The 18,309-nt window shown below is 69.9% G+C and carries 20 protein-coding genes; 11 read left to right on the forward strand and 9 right to left on the reverse strand.

Annotation, left to right across the window (positions count from 1 at the left end; genetic code table 11):
- Positions 1-17 precede the first annotated feature (17 nt).
- The 8 genes from RI211_RS07475 to RI211_RS07510 form a co-directional block, all read right to left on the reverse strand.
- Positions 18-293, reverse strand: a complete 276-nt coding sequence (locus tag RI211_RS07475; protein WP_315636983.1) for a hypothetical protein — start codon at positions 291-293, stop codon at positions 18-20.
- A 29-nt stretch (positions 294-322) separates the two neighbouring features.
- Entirely contained in the window at positions 323-574 is a 252-nt protein-coding gene (locus RI211_RS07480) for a hypothetical protein (RefSeq protein ID WP_268776421.1), read from the reverse strand.
- An 81-nt stretch (positions 575-655) separates the two neighbouring features.
- On the reverse strand, positions 656-997 hold the full coding sequence (locus RI211_RS07485) for a DUF7882 family protein (RefSeq protein WP_187663908.1): 342 nt from the start codon (positions 995-997) through the stop codon (positions 656-658).
- Positions 998-1,142: 145 nt separating this feature from the next.
- Positions 1,143-1,835, reverse strand: coding sequence for an SOS response-associated peptidase (locus RI211_RS07490; RefSeq protein WP_315636982.1), 693 nt, complete (start codon positions 1,833-1,835; stop codon positions 1,143-1,145).
- 77 nt (positions 1,836-1,912) lie between these two features.
- Positions 1,913-2,395 (reverse strand): YbaK/EbsC family protein, encoded by a 483-nt coding sequence (locus RI211_RS07495; protein WP_315636981.1) that lies wholly within the window; start codon positions 2,393-2,395, stop codon positions 1,913-1,915.
- 22 nt (positions 2,396-2,417) lie between these two features.
- The gene (locus tag RI211_RS07500; protein ID WP_315636980.1) at positions 2,418-3,656 is read right to left on the reverse strand and encodes an MFS transporter; all 1,239 of its coding nucleotides are present in this window, start codon (positions 3,654-3,656) and stop codon (positions 2,418-2,420) included.
- Positions 3,653-4,090: a MarR family winged helix-turn-helix transcriptional regulator gene (locus RI211_RS07505; protein WP_315636979.1), complete on the reverse strand. Its 438-nt coding sequence runs from the start codon at positions 4,088-4,090 to the stop codon at positions 3,653-3,655. The genes RI211_RS07500 and RI211_RS07505 overlap by 4 nt, the downstream gene beginning before the upstream one ends.
- Before the next feature lie 35 nt (positions 4,091-4,125).
- Entirely contained in the window at positions 4,126-4,914 is a 789-nt protein-coding gene (locus tag RI211_RS07510; protein ID WP_315636978.1) for an IclR family transcriptional regulator, read from the reverse strand.
- 103 nt (positions 4,915-5,017) lie between these two features.
- Here RI211_RS07510 and RI211_RS07515 point away from each other — a divergent pair, with 103 nt between their 5' ends.
- Genes RI211_RS07515 through RI211_RS07525 form a run of 3 tightly spaced genes read left to right on the forward strand, consistent with a single transcriptional unit; the run spans position 5,018 to position 7,636 of the window.
- A complete protein-coding gene (locus RI211_RS07515) occupies positions 5,018-5,791 on the forward strand; it encodes a CoA transferase subunit A (RefSeq protein WP_315636977.1) in 774 nt (257 codons plus the stop codon).
- Between the two features lies 1 nt (position 5,792).
- A complete protein-coding gene (locus RI211_RS07520; protein ID WP_187663915.1) occupies positions 5,793-6,455 on the forward strand; it encodes a CoA transferase subunit B in 663 nt (220 codons plus the stop codon).
- Complete coding sequence (locus RI211_RS07525) at positions 6,452-7,636, forward strand: acetyl-CoA C-acetyltransferase (protein WP_315636976.1); 1,185 nt, start codon at positions 6,452-6,454, stop codon at positions 7,634-7,636. The genes RI211_RS07520 and RI211_RS07525 overlap by 4 nt, the downstream gene beginning before the upstream one ends.
- A 21-nt stretch (positions 7,637-7,657) precedes the next feature.
- Here RI211_RS07525 and RI211_RS07530 read toward each other — a convergent pair whose 3' ends face one another.
- Entirely contained in the window at positions 7,658-7,957 is a 300-nt protein-coding gene (locus RI211_RS07530) for a hypothetical protein (RefSeq protein ID WP_025103262.1), read from the reverse strand.
- Between the two features lie 206 nt (positions 7,958-8,163).
- On the opposite strand from RI211_RS07530, the gene RI211_RS07535 reads away from it, so the two are divergent.
- The 8 genes from RI211_RS07535 (at position 8,164) to RI211_RS07570 (ending at position 18,297) form a co-directional block, all read left to right on the forward strand.
- Entirely contained in the window at positions 8,164-9,420 is a 1,257-nt protein-coding gene (locus RI211_RS07535; RefSeq protein WP_315636974.1) for an MFS transporter, read from the forward strand.
- A 65-nt stretch (positions 9,421-9,485) separates the two neighbouring features.
- A complete protein-coding gene (locus tag RI211_RS07540) occupies positions 9,486-10,892 on the forward strand; it encodes an alpha,alpha-trehalose-phosphate synthase (UDP-forming) (RefSeq protein ID WP_187663918.1) in 1,407 nt (468 codons plus the stop codon).
- A gap of 40 nt (positions 10,893-10,932) precedes the next feature.
- Positions 10,933-11,730, forward strand: a complete 798-nt coding sequence (gene otsB, locus RI211_RS07545) for a trehalose-phosphatase (protein ID WP_315636973.1) — start codon at positions 10,933-10,935, stop codon at positions 11,728-11,730.
- 9 nt (positions 11,731-11,739) lie between these two features.
- A complete protein-coding gene (ilvD, locus tag RI211_RS07550; protein ID WP_187663920.1) occupies positions 11,740-13,458 on the forward strand; it encodes a dihydroxy-acid dehydratase in 1,719 nt (572 codons plus the stop codon).
- Between the two features lie 70 nt (positions 13,459-13,528).
- Positions 13,529-15,328 carry an acetolactate synthase large subunit gene (locus RI211_RS07555; RefSeq protein WP_259953916.1) on the forward strand — a complete coding sequence of 600 codons (1,800 nt, stop codon included), beginning with the start codon at positions 13,529-13,531 and terminating at the stop codon, positions 15,326-15,328.
- Positions 15,329-15,331: 3 nt separating this feature from the next.
- A complete protein-coding gene (gene ilvN / locus RI211_RS07560; protein WP_025103268.1) occupies positions 15,332-15,841 on the forward strand; it encodes an acetolactate synthase small subunit in 510 nt (169 codons plus the stop codon).
- Positions 15,842-15,900: 59 nt separating this feature from the next.
- On the forward strand, positions 15,901-16,929 hold the full coding sequence (gene ilvC / locus RI211_RS07565) for a ketol-acid reductoisomerase (RefSeq protein WP_025103269.1): 1,029 nt from the start codon (positions 15,901-15,903) through the stop codon (positions 16,927-16,929).
- A 102-nt stretch (positions 16,930-17,031) separates the two neighbouring features.
- Positions 17,032-18,297: an alpha-L-fucosidase gene (locus RI211_RS07570; protein ID WP_315636972.1), complete on the forward strand. Its 1,266-nt coding sequence runs from the start codon at positions 17,032-17,034 to the stop codon at positions 18,295-18,297.
- The last annotated feature ends 12 nt before the right edge of the window (positions 18,298-18,309 follow it).

Consider the following 18,309-nt stretch of genomic DNA (forward strand, 5'->3'; position numbering starts at 1 on the left):
GGTGGGCGGGTCGCGCGTCAGGCGCGACGGACCGACAGCAACTGCCAGCCCTCGGGAACCTTGGCCTCGATGCCTGCCATGTCGTCGGCCTCGATCTGCTCGACGCCGTCGATGCGATGGAACGTTCCCGTCGCCTCCATCTTCGCCTCGCCCTTGAGCATGCGCACCGGGGCGGACGTGAGCGCGTAGCCCGGCTCACGATGAGCATCGAGCTGCGAGTGGACGTCTTCGAGGGATGTCCCGGTGACGTCGACGGTCATGGATCCTCGCGGGCGGATGAGAGCGACGAGCATCGGTCCAGTCTACGAGCGGGCCGTGCTCCTCAGAGATCCCAGTCGAGCGTCGAACGGACATCGATGGGGGCATCCTGCCCCGTGTCCTCGCGGATCAGGTAGACGACCACCCGGGATTGGGCGGTGATGAGCACGCTCGTCAGCGCATCGCCCGTCGCCAAGTCGACGAAGGTCGGTTGCGAGCGGGCGGCCGCTTCGATCCGAGACATGAGGTCCGCGACGTCCGTGCTGCGAGGCAGGAGGAAGTCGTGCCCATCGATCTCGATGTGCGTCGTCGTCATTCCCGTATGGTTCCCCATGGCTCCACGGTACGAAGGGACAGGGCCGACACGAAGGGGGGTTGAACCCGCTCCGTCGGCGTGTTAGGAGCGCGTGAGAGCGCTCTCGCGCTCGTCCGGCTGCTGCTGCTCCGCGGGCTCGGGGACGAGATACAGCCCGCTCGGGGCGTTCGCTGTGAATGCGAGAGCCTCGATCCAGGCGCGGTTCACGCTGGGCTGACGGCTGCCGTGGTACTTGTACACGAGCGAGCTGCCGGCATGGATCCAGACCGTCGTCCGGCCGCCGCCCATGCTGACGTCGTCCTTCCACGTGAAGCCGAAAGGCTCGCCACGGCGGAGCTTCGCGGTCATGACCAGCTGGATGTGAGTGAGAGCGCGGTCTTCGATGTCGACCTTGACGCTGTTCTCGTAGATGAACTTGCCCATTGCAAGATTCCCTTCTCGCCACGGGAACCTGTGCCAAGAGGCGCGGACGCGATGACCGCTGGTGTGGGGTGTGCTCAGCGTTTCACACTTCTGCCCGTTCTCCTACCCGACCGGGGTGTCGTGCGTCGTCGCGTGTCTCTCCGTTTCAGGCCACCGGATCGAGAAGCGTGGGATCGGACGGGTCGACGGTGCGGGTGTTGCTCACCTTGCGGTCCACGATGTGGCCGCGGAGCGTCGCCGCGACGTCGGCGGAGGTGTGATCGAGCATCGCCAGCGTGTCCAACTTGGTCTGCCCGGTGAGCTTCTCCGGTGTGATCCAGGCGTCCCACGTGTCGGGGGTCAGGAAGGCGGGCATCCGGTCGTGCACCTCGCCGCCGGCGTCGCGCGCCTCCCTGGTGACGACGACGAAGCAGCGCACCTTCTCGCCCTCGTGCTCCATCGACCAGGTGAGGCCGGCGGCGGCGAGCAGGCCGTCCCCGTGGAGGAAATGCGGCGTCTTGTGCCCCTTCTCACCTGTCCACTCGAAGTACCCGCGCATCGGGACGAGGCAGCGGGCTGCAGAGAACGCCGGCGCCCAGAATCCGGCGGCGAGCTTCTCCATCCGTGCATTGATCAGCGGGGCGCGCTGGGGACGTTTGGGGGGACTCTGCCAGTCCCACCGCACGAGTTCGAGGATGCGGCCCTCACCCCGGTCCCGGACGATGGGGGCGCTCTCGGTGGGCGCGATCGAGTAGGCGCCGTGCCAGGACTTCCACCAGTCCTCCGGTCGGCCGCCCTCGGCGACGAACTCCCGGATCAGCTCGTCCGTCGTCGCGTCGTTCGCGAATCGTCCGCACATGTCGTCGCCTCCCTGTCGTCGGTCACCCGACCGCGGCCGGTATCGCCTCCATCATGGGGCATGGCGCGGACATCCGGTCAGACGACCTCGATCACCGTGCCGCCGGTGAGGCTCGACAGCTGGGCGAAGGTCAGCGGCATGACGGTGTGCGGATGGCCCGCCGCCGCCCAGATCGCGTCGTGCTGCTGCAGGGCGCTGTCGATGAAGGTGGGGAGGGGCGCGGGATGGCCGACGGGCGCCACGCCGCCGATCGCCTGTCCGGTGGCCTCGCGGACGGCGGCGGGTGGCGCCATGACCACCTCGCTCGCTCCGATGTTCCGCGACAGAACGGCGAGGTCGGCGCGGTGCCCGCCACTGGTCATGACGAGGACGGGGCGACCATCGGCGAGGAAGACGAGACTGTTGGCGATCGCGGCGACGTCGCAGTCGATGGCGGCCGCCGCCTCCGCAGCGGTGCGTGCCGAGTCCGGCAGGACCCGGATCTCGGTCTCGACACCGGCCGCAAGGAGGTGCTCCTGCACCCGTCGGCTTCGCTCGGGGAGGGAAGAGGGGTCGCTCATGCCCCCACGGTAGTCGAGCGTGTCAGCCGGCGTCACCGACGAGGATCGCCGCCGCGTCCTCCGCGGTCGCGCCGGCAGGTTCGTCGTCGATGTGCGCGAGGACCTTCCGGCCGAGGAGGATCGTCAGCGCTGCCAGAAGGACGGCGGCGGCGGCGAAAAGGTACGGCACGGTCGCGCTGAACAGGTGCCACAGGAGAGCCGCGATCGGCGGGGCCATCGCGCCGCCGAGGAAGCGGACCGCGGAGTAGGCCGAGGAGGCGACGGAGCGGGGGAGGTCGGTCGCCTCCATCACGGCTTCGGTCAGCACGGTGTTCATGACGCCGAGCAGCAGGCCGCCCACGATGATGCACACGACGAGAGCAGCAGGTTCGGCGACCACCAGCCCCGCGACGACGAGGTTGACGGCGAGCAGCGGCAGCACGGTGAGGATGACGTGGGTCCTCGGCATCCGGCGCATCAGCACGGGCGCGACCCACACGCTGGTGACCGCGAGGGCGACGCCCCAGCCGAAGAACGTCAGGCCGATGCCCATGGCCCCGAAGCCCAGGGGGAACGGCGAGAACGCCAGCAGCACGAAGAAGCCGATGTTGTAGAACAGGGCGGCCACGGCGAGGATCGCGAGAGCGGGACGGCGCAGAGCGGTGAAGGGGGCGGAGAACTTCACGGGGGTGCGCTTCTCGCCCGGCCCTCGCAGCAGCACCAGGACGGCGATGAACGCGATGGCCATCAGGGCGACGACGCCGAAGAACGGTCCGCGCCAGCTCTGCTCGCCGAGGATGCCGCCGAGCAGCGGGCCCACGGCGATGCCGAGGCCGAGAGCAGCCTCGTACAGCACGATCGCCGCACTGCTGCCGCCGGATGCCGCGCCGACGATGGTGGCCAGCGCAGTCGAGATGAACAGCGCGTTGCCCAGACCCCAGCCGGCCCGGAATCCGATGACGGCGTCGACGCTGCCGCTGATCGCGCAGAGGAAGGCGAACACCACGATCAGTCCGAGTCCGACCAGGAGCGTGGCCTTGGCGCCGATCCGGCTGGAGATCCAGCTCGTGACGAGCATCGCGAGGCCGGTGACCAGGAGGTAGCTGGTGAAGAGGAGCTCCGTCTCGACCGGCGTCGCTTCGAGGGACTCCGCGATCGCCGGGAGGATCGGATCGACGAGGCCGATGCCCATGAAGGCGACGACGCACGCGAAGGCGACGGCCCACACCTGGGCGGGCTGCTTCCAGACCGACGGGGTGCGGGATGCGGGGGCGGTGTTCAACGGATCTCTCCTGTCCGGTCTGCGGAGGTGCGGGCGGCGAGGATCTCTGCCGCACGGGTGAGGGCGTGCCAGTCATCGTCGTCGAGGTCGGCGAACCGCGGCGCGATCGTCTCCCGGAACTCGGAGCGCCAGGCAGTCAGGGCCGCCGTCCCGTCCGGGGTCACGGCGACGACGGTGGCACGGGAGTCGTCGGCATCGGGGGAGCGATGCACGAGACCCTCGCGTTCGAGCGTGCCGAGCAGCCGGGTCATCCCGGGCTGCGTGGTGCGAGCTGCTGCGGCGAGCTCGCCGACACGGCGGGGACCGGACTGATCGAGCAGGCTGAGCACCCGCCACTGCGCCGCGGGGGCGTCGTTCCCCGCGTCCTGGGCGGCGATGCGGCCCAGCGCGTACCCCGACAGGACGAGCGACGGGATGACCTCCGAGCGATTCATACCAGAAAGTATATACCTACTGATATGTATCGAGGTTACCGCCGGGCGCGGGTGATCCTCGCCGAGAGCTGATGGGCGTGGGCGAGGAGGGTCCGGCCCAGCTCGGCTTGACGCTCCGGGCCGAAGCGGAAGGCGACGCCGGTGAGGCTGAGCGCCCATTCCGGGCGCCCTGCACGGTCGAACACCGCCGCGCCGAGGCCCCAGCTCCCCTCGACGATCAGGCCGGGGTTGACGGCGAACCCGCGTTCCTTCGTCTCGGCGAGGCGCTTCCGCAGCGGGCGCTCGCCATGAGCACGTCCCCAGTTCTCGACGAGCTCAGGATGGCGCTCCAGATAGGCGTCCACATCATGGTCGGGGAGGAACGCGAGGATCGCGAGGCCGGCGCTCGCCACTCCGAGCGGGAAGCGCACCCCCTCGCTCAGCACGAAGGAGCGGATGGGGAACGAGCCCTCCTCGCGCAGCAGGCAGACCGTCTCGTCCGCGCGTCGGACGGAGAAGAAGGCGCTCTCCTCGGTCTTCACGGCGAGCGACCGCACGATGTCCCGGGCCAGGGCCGTCACGTCGTATCGAGCGGCGGCCACGGATCCCATGAGGAAGAGCTCGGGTCCCGGCATCCAGCGGCTGCTGTCGCCGTCCCGGTCCACGAGCCCCTCGACGCGCAGGGCGCTGAGCAGGCGATGCGTCGTGGGGCGGGAGAGATCGGCGCTGCCCGCGAGTTCCTGCAGGGTGGCGCCGTCGGTGCCGGCGGCCGTCACCAGTCGCAGGAGCCGCGCCGCCCGCGCGACAGCCTGAGTGCCGGGGACGGGGTTCGTCGCAGTGTCCACATCGTGGACGCTAGTGGCGCGGGAGTCCACATCGCAAGAGGGTGCTGGCCGTGACTCCGCCGGGGCGGGAGGCTGGTGGGGACACGGAACCGAAGGAGCAGACGTGATCGACAAGCAGTGGGAATCCGCGGAGGCCGCCGTCGCCGACATCCCGAACGGCGCTTCGCTCGCCGTCGGAGGCTTCGGGCTCTCCGGGAACCCGATCGCGCTCATCGAAGCGCTCCTCGCGCAGGGCACGACCGACCTGAGCGTGGTGAGCAACAACTGCGGGGTGGACGACTGGGGGCTCGGCGTGCTGCTCGCCGCGCAGCGCATCCGCAAGATGACCTCGTCGTACGTGGGGGAGAACAAGGAGTTCGAGCGGCAGTTCCTGTCCGGGGAGCTCGAGCTGGAGCTGACGCCGCAGGGCACGCTCGCCGAGAAGCTGCGAGCGGGAGGATCCGGGATCGCCGCGTTCTACACCCAGACGGGCGTGGGCACCCAGGTGGCCGACGGGGGCCTGCCTCGCCGGTATCACCCCGACGGATCGATCGCGGTGGGCTCACCGCCCAAGGACGTGCGCACGTTCGCGGTGCACGGCGAGCCCCGCGAGTTCGTGCTGGAGGAGGCCATCACCACCGACTTCGCCCTGGTGCATGCGGCGCGCGGCGACCGGCACGGCAACCTCGTGTTCCGGAAGGCAGCCCGGAACTTCAACCCGCTCGCCGCGATGGCCGGACGCGTGTGTATCGCGCAGGTGGAGCGGCTCGTGGAACCGGGGGAGCTGGATCCGGACACGATCCACCTGCCCGGGGTCTTCGTGCACCGGATCGTCGAGGTCGGCGAGGACATCCCCCAGCGCATCGAGCGGCGGACCGTCGCCGCGGAAGGAGCCTGACATGGCGCTCACCAGAGATCAGATGGCCGCGCGCGCTGCGGTCGAGCTCCCGGACGGCGCGTACGTGAACCTCGGCATCGGCCTGCCTACGCTCGTCCCGAACCACGTCCCGTCCGACGTGACCGTGGTGCTGCAGTCGGAGAACGGCATCCTCGGGGTCGGGCCCTACCCGCGGGAGGACGAGGTCGACCCGGATCTCATCAACGCGGGGAAGGAGACGGTGACCACGCTCCCCGGAGCGGCGTTCTTCGACTCCGCCCTCAGCTTCGGCATGATCCGCGGCGGGAAGATCGATGCCGCCATCCTCGGGGCGATGCAGGTCTCCGCCTCCGGCGACCTCGCGAACTGGATGATCCCGGGGAAGATGGTCAAGGGCCCCGGGGGCGCCATGGACCTCGTGCACGGCGCCGGACGGGTGATCGTGCTGATGGAGCACGTCGCCAAGGACGGCTCGGCGAAGATCGTCGACGCCTGCACGCTGCCGCTGACCGGTCGCGGCGTCGTGGACCGGATCATCACGGACCTCGCGGTGATCGACGTGACGCGGGAGGGCCTCGTGCTGGTCGAGGTCGCGCCCGATGTCACGGTGCAGCAGGTACGGGAGGCCACGGAGCCGCCCCTCCGCCTCGCCCCGGAACTGGAGAACGGAAGGACCGAGCAATGAGTGAGAACGATGTCGTCATCGTCGCCGCGGCGCGCACCCCGCAGGGCCGGCTGAAAGGACAGCTCGCCGCCTTCACCGCGCCGCAGCTCGGATCGTTCGCGATCCGCGGCGCCCTGGAGCAGGGGGGAGTGGATCCGGCAGACGTCGACGCGGTGATCGTGGGACAGGTGCTCGCCGCCGGATCCGGGCAGAACGCCGCCCGTCAGGCGGCGATCGGCGCAGGGATCGGCTGGGACGTGCCCGCGCACTCCGTGAACAAGGTATGTCTGTCCGGGCTCACCGCGGTGATCGACGCGGCGCGCATGATCCGGACCGGGGACGCCGAGGTGGTCGTCGCCGCCGGCATGGAGTCCATGACCCGCGCGCCGCACCTGCTCATGGGATCGCGCGACGGCTGGACCTACGGCACCGTCGAGGTCCTCGACCACATGGCCTACGACGGGCTGACGGACGCCTACGACCGGGAGAGCATGGGCGCGTCGACGGAACGGCACAACGCGCGATACGAGCTCACCAGAGAGATGCAGGACCAGGTGGCGGCGCTCTCGCATCAGCGGGCCGCCGCCGCCCAGGAGAGCGGGGTGCTGGACGCGGAGATCGTCGCCGTCGAGGTGCCGCAGCGCCGGGGCGAGCCCGTGCGGGTGACCCGAGACGAGGGGGTGCGCCCCGAGACCACGGTGGAGACCCTCGCGGGACTGCGTGCCGCCTTCGCCGAGGGCGGGTCGATCACCGCAGGCAACTCGTCCCAGATCTCGGACGGCGCCTCCGCGGTGGTCGTCACGACGCGCGGGACGGCCGAGGCCAAAGGCTGGCCGGTGCTCGTGACCGTCGGGGCGAGCGGCCAGACCGCCGGCCCGGACAACTCGCTCCAGGCGCAGCCGGCGCGGGCGATCGAGCAGGCGTGCCGGAAACAGGGGATCACCACGCAGGACCTCGATCTCGTGGAGATCAACGAGGCGTTCGGGGCCGTGGTCGCCCGCTCGCAGACCGAGCTCGGGCTGCACGGCGACATCGTCAACGTGCACGGCGGCGGCATCGCGATCGGTCATCCGATCGGCGCCTCCGGCAACCGTCTCGTGGTGCACGTCGCGCATGAGCTGGCCCGCCGGGGTGGCGGAACCGCGGCGGTCGGCCTGTGCGGCGGCGGCGGTCAGGGCGAGGCGCTGATCCTCACCCGTTGACGCGGGAGGCGCGGGGGTGCGTCAGGACCGCTTGTCCTGGGCGTGCCCCTGCGCATCGGCGAGGGCCTTCTGCGAACGGAACTGCAGACGCTGCGCCTTCTTGGACTTCTTCACCGACTGCGGGGAGTCGGCGTCCACCGGCACGCCGTGGCGTTCGCGGCGCATGTCGACGACCGCGCCGACCGCGAGCGCCATCGTGATGCCCCAGCTCACCCACGACAGGAGCGAGCGCCAGGTGATGGGTTCATTGCGGGTGCCGCGCAGCAGCGAGATCCCAGCCGAGATCGCGGCGACGAGTCCGGTGCTGAAGAGGTAGCGCATGCCCCTACGGTACCCGCAGCCGGGGCGCGGGGGCCGGAGCCTTGACAAGCCGGGGGAGAGGCTGGCAGGGCGTCCGTCCAGGGCCACCGGATATCATGGGAGGGTCGCGGTTCACCCGCGGCCGCAGAAACCGTGTATCTACCGGCCGTCGGCGTCTCCGGCGGACAGCGGCGGCACCCGACACGCGTCATCGACGCGCGAGAGCCATGACACACATCAGCACCACGCCTGACACCGCCGAGCCGAGCCTCTTCCGCCTCGCCGGCCTGCCGTACTTCCTCATCGCGTTCATCGCGCGACTGCCGTTCGCCATGATGGTGGTCGGCGTCCTCACCGTCGTCGTGTCGGCGCGGGGGTCGCTCTCCCTCGGGGGACTCACTTCGGCTGCGGTCGGTCTCGGTACCGCCTGCTTCGGACCGCTCCTGGGCGCCGCCGCCGACCGCTTCGGTCAGCGCACGGTCCTCCTCGCGCTCGCCGTGGGCAACGCGGCGATGCTCCTGCTCTTCACGGCGGTCGTCTACGGCCCGGCCGCTGACGGGTTCGTGCTCCTCGCCGCGATCGGCATCGGCGCGACCGCGCCCCAGGTGGCGCCGCTCTCGCGCTCCCGGCTGGTGACGATCATCGGCGAGCGGATGCCCGCGGAGCGCCGCGCGCGCACCGTCTCCGGCACGATGGCGTACGAGTCGGCCGCGGACGAGACCGTCTTCGTCTTCGGGCCCTTCCTCGTGGGTGTGCTCGCCTCGGCGCTCGCGCCGTGGGCCCCGCTGGTCGGGGCCGCCGCGCTGACCCTGGTGTTCGTCGGAGCCTTCGCCCTGCACCCGAGCGGGCGGCACGTCTCCCAGGACCGCACCGACGACGGTCGGGCACCGTCCGCCGTGTCCGAGCTGTTCCGTCCGCAGCTCCTCATCGTCGTCCTCGGCATCCTCGGCGTCGGGATCTTCTTCGGCACCATGCTCACTTCGCTCACCTCGTTCATGGCCGACCTCGGAGCCCCGGAGCAGGCGGGGCTGCTGTACGGCGTGATGGGCGTCGGCTCCGCGGTGCTCGCCCTCGGCGTCGCCTGGCTCCCCGTCCGGTTCTCCCTGCGCGCGCGCTGGCTCGTGTTCTCGGGGATCCTGCTCGCCGGATCGCTGCTCCTCGGCATCGTCGACTCCCCGGGGGGCATGATGCTGGCCCTGGCCATCATGGGCATCGGCATCGGTCCGACCCTCGTCACCCAGTACAGCTTCGGAGCCGCTCGAAGCCCCCGTGGCCGGTCGGCGACGGTGATGACGATGCTCGGCTCCGGCGTGATCGTCGGTCAGTCGATCGGCGCCGCGGTGGCGGGGGAGATCGCGGAGAGCCTCGGCACCTCCGCTGCGCTCGTCCTCCCGATGATCGCGGCCGGCATCGCGTTCGCGGCGGGCCTCGGGAACTGGGCTCTCAGCGGTGTGCACCGCGCGGCGTCCGCTGTCAAGGCCTGAGGGAGGACCGGCGGTCGGCGCGCATCCTCGATAAGTTGGAAGCTACTGGACCGAGGAGTGCCCCTGTGACCGCTGCTGATTTCGTCGTCGTCGCCAACCGCCTCCCGGTGGACCGGGTCGTGGGCCCCGACGGCGAGGAGACCTGGCGGACGTCGCCCGGCGGCCTCGTCGCCGCGCTCGAGCCCATGATGCGCCGTGTACACGGTGCCTGGGTCGGCTGGCCGGGCCAGCCCGACGTGGAGCTCGAGGCCTTCGACGCCGACGGCATCCACCTGATCCCGGTGGCGTTGAGCTCCGACGAGGTCGCCGACTACTACGAGGGCTTCGCCAACGACACGATCTGGCCGCTGTACCACGACGTCATCGCGCCGCCGCAGTATCACCGCGAGTGGTGGGACGCCTACGTGCGGGTGAACCGTCGCTTCGCGGAGGCGGCAGCGGCCGCGGCGGCGCAGGACGGCACCGTCTGGGTGCACGACTATCAACTCCAGCTGGTGCCGCAGATGGTCCGCGAGCTGCGCCCCGACGTCACCATCGGCTACTTCCACCACATCCCCTTCCCGGCCCACGGCCTCTATGCCCAGCTTCCCTGGCGGGACCAGGTGCTGCGCGGACTCCTCGGCGCCGACGTCATCGGCTTCCAGCGGGCGCAGGACGCGACCTACTTCCTCACCGCGGTCCGGCGCCGGCTGCGCTACGAGGTGAAGGGGTCGAGCATCGCGGTCCCGGATGAGGGGGGCTCGCGGACGGCCATCGCCAAGGCCTTCCCGATCTCCATCGACACCGCCCCGTACCTCGAACTCGCCGCCCGCGAAGACGTCAGGGCGCGGGCCGCGGAGATCCGCGCCAGCCTCGGCAACCCCAAGCGCATCCTCCTCGGCGTCGACCGCCTGGACTACACCAAGGGCATCGGGCACCGGATCAAGGCATACGGCGAGCTCCTCGAAGACGGCCGCCTGGACGTGGAGGACGTCACCCTCATCCAGGTGGCGAGCCCGAGCCGGGAGCGGGTGGACGCCTATGCGCACCTCCGGGACGAGATCGAGCTCGCGGTGGCCCGCATCAACGGCGACCACGACACGGTCGGCCACTCCGCCATCCGCTACCTCCACCAGGGGTACCCGCGCGAGGAGATGGTCGCTCTGTACCTCGCGGCCGACGTCATGCTCGTGACAGCGCTGCGTGACGGCATGAACCTGGTGGCGAAGGAGTACGTGGCCACCCGGACCGACAACCGCGGCGTCCTCGTGCTCAGCGAGTTCACCGGCGCGGCGGACGAGCTCCGCCAGGCCGTGCGCGTCAATCCGCACGACATCGCGGGCCTCAAGGACGCGATCATGGAGGCGGTGGAGATGTCCCCCGCCGAGCAGGCGCGGCGCATGCGCTCCCTCCGTCGCCGGGTGCTGGACAACGATGTGAACGCCTGGTCGTCATCCTTCCTCGACGCTCTGGCCGACGTCCGCCGCCGCTGACCGCACTCCCTGCACACCCTTCTTCTCGATCGGAGACACCGTGACGCGCCCCTGGATCCCCGGAACCGCCGACGCCGACCTCACCGCCCTCGCGACGACGCCGCGCTTGGTCGTGGCCCTCGACTTCGACGGCACCGCGTCCCCGCTCGTCGCGGACCCGATGGCCGCGCGGGCGCTGCCGGAGGTCGCCGTGCAGATGGCCCGTCTCGCGGCGATGCCCGACACGATCGTCGCCTACGTCTCCGGTCGCAGCATGCACGACCTCAGAGAGATCACCGAGCACACCGACGACTCCGTGGTCGTCCTCGCCGGCTCCCACGGCGCGCAGTACTGGTTCCCCGGTGAGGGCGCCGCCGACGCCCCGGGGGACACGACCGAGCCCGGGGCGCGCGAGGAGCTGTGGGCCGCCGCGCAGCCGATCATCGACCGCTACGAGGGCGCGGAGCTCGAGCCGAAGACCTTCGGCATGGGCGTGCACACCCGTCGCGCGGACCGGGAGACGGAGGAGAGGGTCTTCGCCGAGATCGACGCCCTGGTCGCCGAGCGCTTCCCGCAGTGGCGCCGGCGCGCCGGCCATCGGGTGCTGGAGTTCTCGTCGCGGAACGAGGGCAAGGACGCCGCGATGATCGCCCTTCGGGAGCGCTTCGACGCGACGGGCATCCTCTTCGCCGGTGACGACGTGACCGACGAGGATGCGATGCGTGTGCTGCAGGAGGGCGACCTCGGTGTGCGCGTCGGACCGGGGGAGAGCGCCGCGACCCTCCGTGTGGACTCCCCACAACAGATCGCCGCGCTTCTGGAGACGCTCGCGAACGAGAGGGCCGTCGCGCAGGAATAGACTCTCGTCATGTCCTCGCATGATCCCTCCACCAGCGCGCCCATCGACATCAAGCCCCGCAGTCGCGTCGTCACCGACGGCATCGAGGCCACGACCTCCCGCGGCATGCTCCGCGCGGTCGGGATGGGGGACGCCGACTGGGACAAGCCGCAGATCGGCATCGCGTCCAGCTGGAACGAGATCACACCCTGCAACCTGAGCCTCGACCGGTTGGCGCAGGGGGCGAAGGAGGGCGTGCACTCCGGCGGTGGCTACCCGCTGCAGTTCGGCACCATCTCCGTCTCGGACGGCATCTCGATGGGCCACGAGGGGATGCACTTCTCGCTCGTGTCGCGCGAGGTCATCGCCGACTCGGTCGAGACCGTGATGATGGCCGAGCGCCTCGACGGCTCCGTCCTGCTCGCGGGCTGCGACAAGTCGATCCCCGGCATGCTCATGGCCAGCGCGCGCCTCGACCTCTCCAGCGTCTTCCTCTACGCCGGGTCGATCGCGCCGGGCTGGGTCAAGCTCTCCGACGGCACCGAGAAGGACGTCACGATCATCGACTCGTTCGAGGCGGTCGGCGCCTGCCGCGCCGGCCTCATGAGCGAGGAGGACCTCAAGCGCATCGAGTGCGCCATCGCTCCCGGTGAGGGCGCGTGCGGCGGCATGTACACCGCCAACACGATGGCCTCCGTCGCCGAGGCGCTCGGGCTCAGCCTGCCGGGCTCCGCCGCGCCGCCCGCTGCCGACCGCCGCCGCGACTACTTCGCGCACCGGTCGGGCGAGGCCGTCGTGAACCTGCTCCGTCAGGGCATCACGACCCGCGACATCCTGACCAAGGAGGCGTTCGAGAACGCGATCGCTCTCGCGATGGCCCTCGGCGGCTCGACCAACGTCGTGCTCCACCTCCTCGCGATCGCCCGGGAGGCCGAGGTCGAGCTGAGCCTGCACGACTTCAACCGCATCGGCGACAAGGTCCCGCACGTGGCCGACATGAAGCCGTTCGGCAAGTACGTCATGAACGACGTCGACCGGCACGGCGGCATCCCCGTCATCATGAAGGCGATGCTCGACGAAGGGCTGCTGCACGGCGACGCGCTCACCGTCACCGGCAAGACGCTCGCCGAGAACCTCGCCGAGCTCGACCCGCAGCCGATCGACGGCGAGGTCATCCACACGTTCGACAACCCCATCCACGCCACCGGCGGCCTGACGATCCTGCACGGGTCGCTCGCTCCGGAGGGTGCCGTGGTCAAGACCGCCGGCTTCGACGCGGCCGTCTTCGAGGGTCCCGCGCGGGTCTTCGAGCGCGAGCGCGCCGCCATGGACGCGGTCGCCGAGGGGACCATCGAGCCGGGGACGGTCATCGTCATCCGGTACGAGGGCCCCAAGGGCGGACCGGGCATGCGCGAGATGCTCGCCATCACCGCAGCCATCAAGGGCGCGGGGCTCGGAAAAGATGTACTACTCTTGACGGACGGACGATTCTCAGGCGGCACAACCGGCCTGTGCATCGGACATATAGCACCCGAAGCGGTGGACGCAGGTCCCATCGCCTTCGTGCGCGATGGTGATCTGATACGGGTCGATATCGCAGCTCGCTCTCTCGACCTACTCGTCGACGAGGCGGAGCTCGCCTCCCGCCGCTCTGGCTGGGAGCCGCTTCCCCCGCGCTACACCCGAGGCGTTCTTGCCAAGTACTCGCGCCTCGTGCGGTCCGCCGCCGAGGGAGCGACGACCGGCTGATCCATCGACCGGCTCAGGAACCGCTCGATCGGAGCGCCGGTGTCCCGCACAGTTCATCAGAAGGAAAGTCATGACTGCTGACTCCGTCTCGGCCGTGCCGAGGCCGCCCGCCCGTCCATCCGCTCCGGAGATCACCGGTGCGGAGGCCGTCGTCCGCTCGCTCGAGCTTCTCGGTGTCACGGATGTCTTCGGCCTTCCCGGCGGAGCGATCCTCCCGGTCTACGACCCGCTGATGGATGCGTCGCAGCTGCGTCACATCCTCGTGCGGCACGAGCAGGGCGCGGGCCACGCGGCCGAGGGATACGCCTCCGCATCCGGCAAGGTCGGCGTGTGCATCGCCACCTCGGGCCCCGGGGCGACCAACCTCGTCACGGCGATCGCCGACGCCTACATGGACTCGGTGCCGCTGCTCGCGATCACCGGTCAGGTGTTCTCGACGCTCATGGGCACGGATGCGTTCCAGGAGGCCGACATCGTGGGGATCACGATGCCGATCACGAAGCACTCGTTCCTCGTGAAGGACGCCGCGGACATCCCCGGCGCCATCGCGGCGGCCTATGAGATCGCCGGCACTGGTCGCCCCGGTCCGGTGCTGGTGGACATCACCAAGGATGCGCAGCAGGCGACCGCGCCCTTCGTGTGGCCGCCGAAGATCGAGCTCCCCGGGTACCGCCCGGTGACGAAGGCGCACGGCAAGCAGATCCAGGCGGCGGCCGCGCTCCTCGCGGAGGCGAAGAAGCCGGTGCTGTACGTGGGCGGCGGTGTCGTCCGCGGCCGGGCCGCGGCCGAGCTGCTCGAACTGGCCGAGTCGACCGGTGCGCCCGTCGTCACGACGCTGATGGCGCGAGGTGCTTTCCCCGACTCGCATCCGCAGCACCTGGGAATGCCGGGTATGCACGGCACGGTCCCCGCCGTGCTGGCGCTGCAGGAGGCCGACCTCCTCGTCTCGCTGGGCGCACGGTTCGACGACCGCGTCACGGGCAAGGCGGCACTGTTCGCGCCGCACGCGAAGGTGGTGCACGTCGATATCGACCCGGCGGAGATCTCCAAGATCCGCACGGCCGACGTGCCGATCGTCGGAGACGTGCGCGACGTGCTCACCGATCTCGACGCGGCCTTCCGCGGAGCGACGGCAGACACAAAGCCCGACATCGAGGAGTGGTGGTCGTACCTCGACGGCCTCCGGAACGAGTTCCCCCTCGGGTACGCGCCGACGACCGACGGCCTGCTCGCGCCCCAGTACGTGATCCAGCGCATCGGCGAGCTGACCGGACCGGAGGGCATCTTCGCCTCCGGTGTGGGGCAGCACCAGATGTGGGCCGCGCAGTTCATCAAGTACGAGCGTCCGAACGCCTGGCTGAACTCCGGCGGTGCGGGCACGATGGGCTACTCGGTGCCGGCGGCCATGGGAGCGAAGGTCGCCGAGCCGGAGCGCCAGGTCTGGGCGATCGACGGCGACGGCTGCTTCCAGATGACCAATCAGGAGCTCGCCACCTGCGCGATCAACAACATCCCGATCAAGGTCGCGATCATCAACAACTCGTCGCTGGGCATGGTCCGGCAGTGGCAGACGCTGTTCTACGACGGCCGCCACTCCAACACCGACCTGAACACCGGACACGGCACGATCCGCATCCCCGACTTCGTGAAGCTCGCGGAGGCGTACGGCTGCCTCGCGATCCGCGTGGAGAAGGAGGAGGAGGTCGACGCCGCCATCCAGCTCGCGCTGGAGACGAACGACCGCCCCGTGGTGATCGACTTCGTGGTGAGCGCCGACTCCATGGTGTGGCCGATGGTGCCGCAGGGGGTCAGCAACAGCTATGTCCAGTACGCGCGCGACCACGCGCCCGCGTTCGACGAGGAGGACTGAGCCATGTCGACCCACGTCCTGAGCCTGCTGGTGGAGAACACCCCCGGCCTTCTGACCCGCGTCGCCGGCCTGTTCGCGCGCCGCGGCTTCAACATCGACTCCCTCGCCGTCGGCGTGACCGAGGTGCCGGGGATCTCCCGCATCACGGTCGTCGTCGATGTGGAGGAACTGCCGCTCGAGCAGGTGACCAAGCAGCTCAACAAGCTGATCAACGTCATCAAGATCGTCGAGCTCGACCCGGCGTCGTCCGTGCAGCGCGAGCACATGCTCGTGAAGGTGCGCACGGACAACGCCAGCCGCTCGAACGTGATCGAGGTCGTCAACCTCTTCCGCGCGTCGGTCGTCGACTACGCCGCCGACGCCCTCGTCATCGAGGTCACCGGCGACAAGGGCAAGGTCGAGGCGCTGCTGCGCGCTCTGGAGCCCTTCGGCATCAAGGAGATCGCCCAGTCCGGCCTCCTCGCGATCGGCCGCGGCGGCAAGAGCATCACCGAGCGCGTCCTGCGCGGCTGACCCTTCGACAGACTCTGGGACCGCGCGTCCCGCACAACCACAACCAAGGAGAGAAACCAGTGAGCACCGAGATCTTCTACGACGACGACGCCGACCTGTCCCTGATCCAGGGCAAGAAGGTCGCGATCGTCGGCTACGGCTCGCAGGGCCACGCCCACGCCCAGAACCTGCGCGACTCGGGTGTCGAGGTGGCGATCGCCCTCAAGGAGGGCTCGAAGTCCGCCGCGAAGGCCGAGGAGGCCGGCTTCCCCGTGAAGACCGTCGCCGAGGCGACCGAGTGGGCCGACGTCATCATGATCCTCGCGCCGGACCAGCACCAGCGCACGATCTACAGCGAGTCCATCGCCCCGAACCTGACGGCGGGCAAGACCCTGGCCTTCGCGCACGGCTTCAACATCCGCTTCGGCTACATCGACGCGCCCGAGGGCGTCGACGTGATCCTCGTCGCGCCGAAGGCTCCCGGCCACACCGTGCGTCGCGAGTTCGTCGCCGGCCGCGGCATCCCCGACATCATCGCCGTCGAGCGTGACGCCTCCGGCCAGGCCTGGGACCTCGCGCTGTCGTACGCGAAGGCCATCGGCGGCACCCGTGCCGGCGTCATCAAGACGACCTTCACCGAGGAGACCGAGACCGACCTCTTCGGCGAGCAGGCCGTGCTCTGCGGTGGCATGAGCCACCTGGTGCAGGCCGGCTTCGAGACCCTCGTCGAGGCGGGCTACCAGCCGCAGATCGCCTACTTCGAGGTGCTGCACGAGCTCAAGCTCATCGTCGACCTCATGTGGGAGGGCGGCATCGCCAAGCAGCGCTGGTCGATCTCCGACACCGCCGAGTTCGGCGACTACGTGTCCGGCCCGCGCGTGATCGACGAGCGCGTCAAGGAGAGCATGAAGGGCGTCCTGTCCGACATCCAGTCCGGCGCGTTCGCGAAGCGCTTCATCGAGGACCAGGACAACGGGGCCGAGGAGTTCCTCGCCCTCCGCGCCAAGGAGGAGCAGCACCCGATCGAGGCGACCGGCAAGGAGCTGCGTTCGCTCTTCGCGTGGAAGCAGCAGGACGAGGACTACGTCGACGGCAGCGCCGCGCGCTGATTCGACTCGCGAACGAACGGGCGTCCCTCCGGGGGCGCCCGTTCGGCGTTCCGCACGCCATTCAGCGGCGCAGACATCCGATGTCTGTGCCAGGATGGACGCATGCGACAGGAATGGTTTGATGACGCCCGCTTCGGCATGTTCGTCCACCTCGGCCTCTACAGCGGGGCCGCGCGGCACGAGTGGGTGCAGAACTACGAACGCCTCACCGACGAGGAGTACCGGCCGTACTTCGACAACTTCGATCCCGACCTCTTCGATGCCGCGGCCCTGGCGAAGACCGCCAAGGAGACGGGGATGGGCTACGTCGTGCTCACGACGAAGCACCACGACGGCTTCTGCCTCTGGGACTCGAAGCTGACCGACTTCACCTCCGTCGCGGCGGTCGGGCGCGACCTGGTGCGCGAGTACGTCGACGCCCTCCGTGCCGAGGGGATCCGGGTCGGCCTCTACCACTCGGTCATCGACTGGCATCACCCCGACTTCACGGTGGACTGGAACCACCCGCGACGCGACGACGAGAACGCGCACGCCCTGAACGAGGGGCGCGACATGGCCCGCTACCGTGAGTACCTGCACGGTCAGGTCCGCGAGCTGCTCACCGGGTACGGCGACATCGACTACCTGTTCTTCGACTTCACCTACCCGGAGTCCAAGGACGGCTGGGAAGGGAAGGGGCCGCAGGACTGGGACGCCGACGCGCTGCTCGCGCTGTGTCGGGAGCTGCAGCCGGAGATGCTCGTCAACGACCGGCTCGGCATCCCCGCGGACTTCGTGACGCCCGAGCAGTATCAGCCGACGGCTCCCATCGTCCGCGACGGCGTGCCCCTCGTGTGGGAGGCATGCCAGACGCTCAACGGCTCCTGGGGGTACCACCGGGACAACACCGACCAGAAGTCGCCGGTGCTGCTCGCGCAGATGCTCGTCGACTCGGTGTCGATGGGCGGCAACATGCTCCTGAACATCGGCCCGGACGGGCGTGGCGCGATCGCGCCCCGGGATGCGGAGACCCTCGCCGAGATCGGGGAGTGGATGCGCCTGCACGACCGCGCAGTGATCGGGGCCGGTCACGCGCCGTTCACGCCGCCCCGTGAGGGCGTGTACACGCTCCGCGGCGACCGGCTCTACCTGAGCCTGTTCAGCTGGCCGCTGGGCTTCGTGCATCTGCCCGGTCTTGCGGGCAAGGTCTCGTATGCGCGGCTGCTGAACGACGGCTCCTGGCTGCGTACGAGCGTCAGCGACCCGGACCAGCAGGCCGACCTGATGACGCCGGCGGGCGAGGCCGAGGGGACGCTCACGGTGCATCTTCCGGTACGGCGTCCCGACGTGCTGATGCCGGTCATCGAACTGCGCCTCACGGGGGAGTGAGGCTGACGGTGG

It is taken from the genome of Microbacterium meiriae, assembly GCF_032364335.1.
Lineage (GTDB): Bacteria > Actinomycetota > Actinomycetes > Actinomycetales > Microbacteriaceae > Microbacterium > Microbacterium meiriae.

What these genes read in the sequence shown, in the direction of transcription:
- RI211_RS07475 (WP_315636983.1), bottom strand. Translation starts at nt 293, where the DNA reads ATGCTCGTCGCTCTCATCCGCCCGCGAGGATCCATGACCGTCGACGTC.
- RI211_RS07480 (WP_268776421.1), bottom strand. Translation starts at nt 574, where the DNA reads ATGACGACGACGCACATCGAGATCGATGGGCACGACTTCCTCCTGCCT.
- RI211_RS07485 (WP_187663908.1), bottom strand. Translation starts at nt 997, where the DNA reads ATGGGCAAGTTCATCTACGAGAACAGCGTCAAGGTCGACATCGAAGAC.
- RI211_RS07490 (WP_315636982.1), bottom strand. Translation starts at nt 1,835, where the DNA reads ATGTGCGGACGATTCGCGAACGACGCGACGACGGACGAGCTGATCCGG.
- RI211_RS07495 (WP_315636981.1), bottom strand. Translation starts at nt 2,395, where the DNA reads ATGAGCGACCCCTCTTCCCTCCCCGAGCGAAGCCGACGGGTGCAGGAG.
- RI211_RS07505 (WP_315636979.1), bottom strand. Translation starts at nt 4,090, where the DNA reads ATGAATCGCTCGGAGGTCATCCCGTCGCTCGTCCTGTCGGGGTACGCG.
- RI211_RS07520 (WP_187663915.1), top strand. Translation starts at nt 5,793, where the DNA reads ATGGCGCTCACCAGAGATCAGATGGCCGCGCGCGCTGCGGTCGAGCTC.
- RI211_RS07525 (WP_315636976.1), top strand. Translation starts at nt 6,452, where the DNA reads ATGAGTGAGAACGATGTCGTCATCGTCGCCGCGGCGCGCACCCCGCAG.
- RI211_RS07530 (WP_025103262.1), bottom strand. Translation starts at nt 7,957, where the DNA reads ATGCGCTACCTCTTCAGCACCGGACTCGTCGCCGCGATCTCGGCTGGG.
- RI211_RS07535 (WP_315636974.1), top strand. Translation starts at nt 8,164, where the DNA reads ATGACACACATCAGCACCACGCCTGACACCGCCGAGCCGAGCCTCTTC.
- ilvD (WP_187663920.1), top strand. Translation starts at nt 11,740, where the DNA reads ATGTCCTCGCATGATCCCTCCACCAGCGCGCCCATCGACATCAAGCCC.
- RI211_RS07555 (WP_259953916.1), top strand. Translation starts at nt 13,529, where the DNA reads ATGACTGCTGACTCCGTCTCGGCCGTGCCGAGGCCGCCCGCCCGTCCA.
- ilvN (WP_025103268.1), top strand. Translation starts at nt 15,332, where the DNA reads ATGTCGACCCACGTCCTGAGCCTGCTGGTGGAGAACACCCCCGGCCTT.
- RI211_RS07570 (WP_315636972.1), top strand. Translation starts at nt 17,032, where the DNA reads ATGCGACAGGAATGGTTTGATGACGCCCGCTTCGGCATGTTCGTCCAC.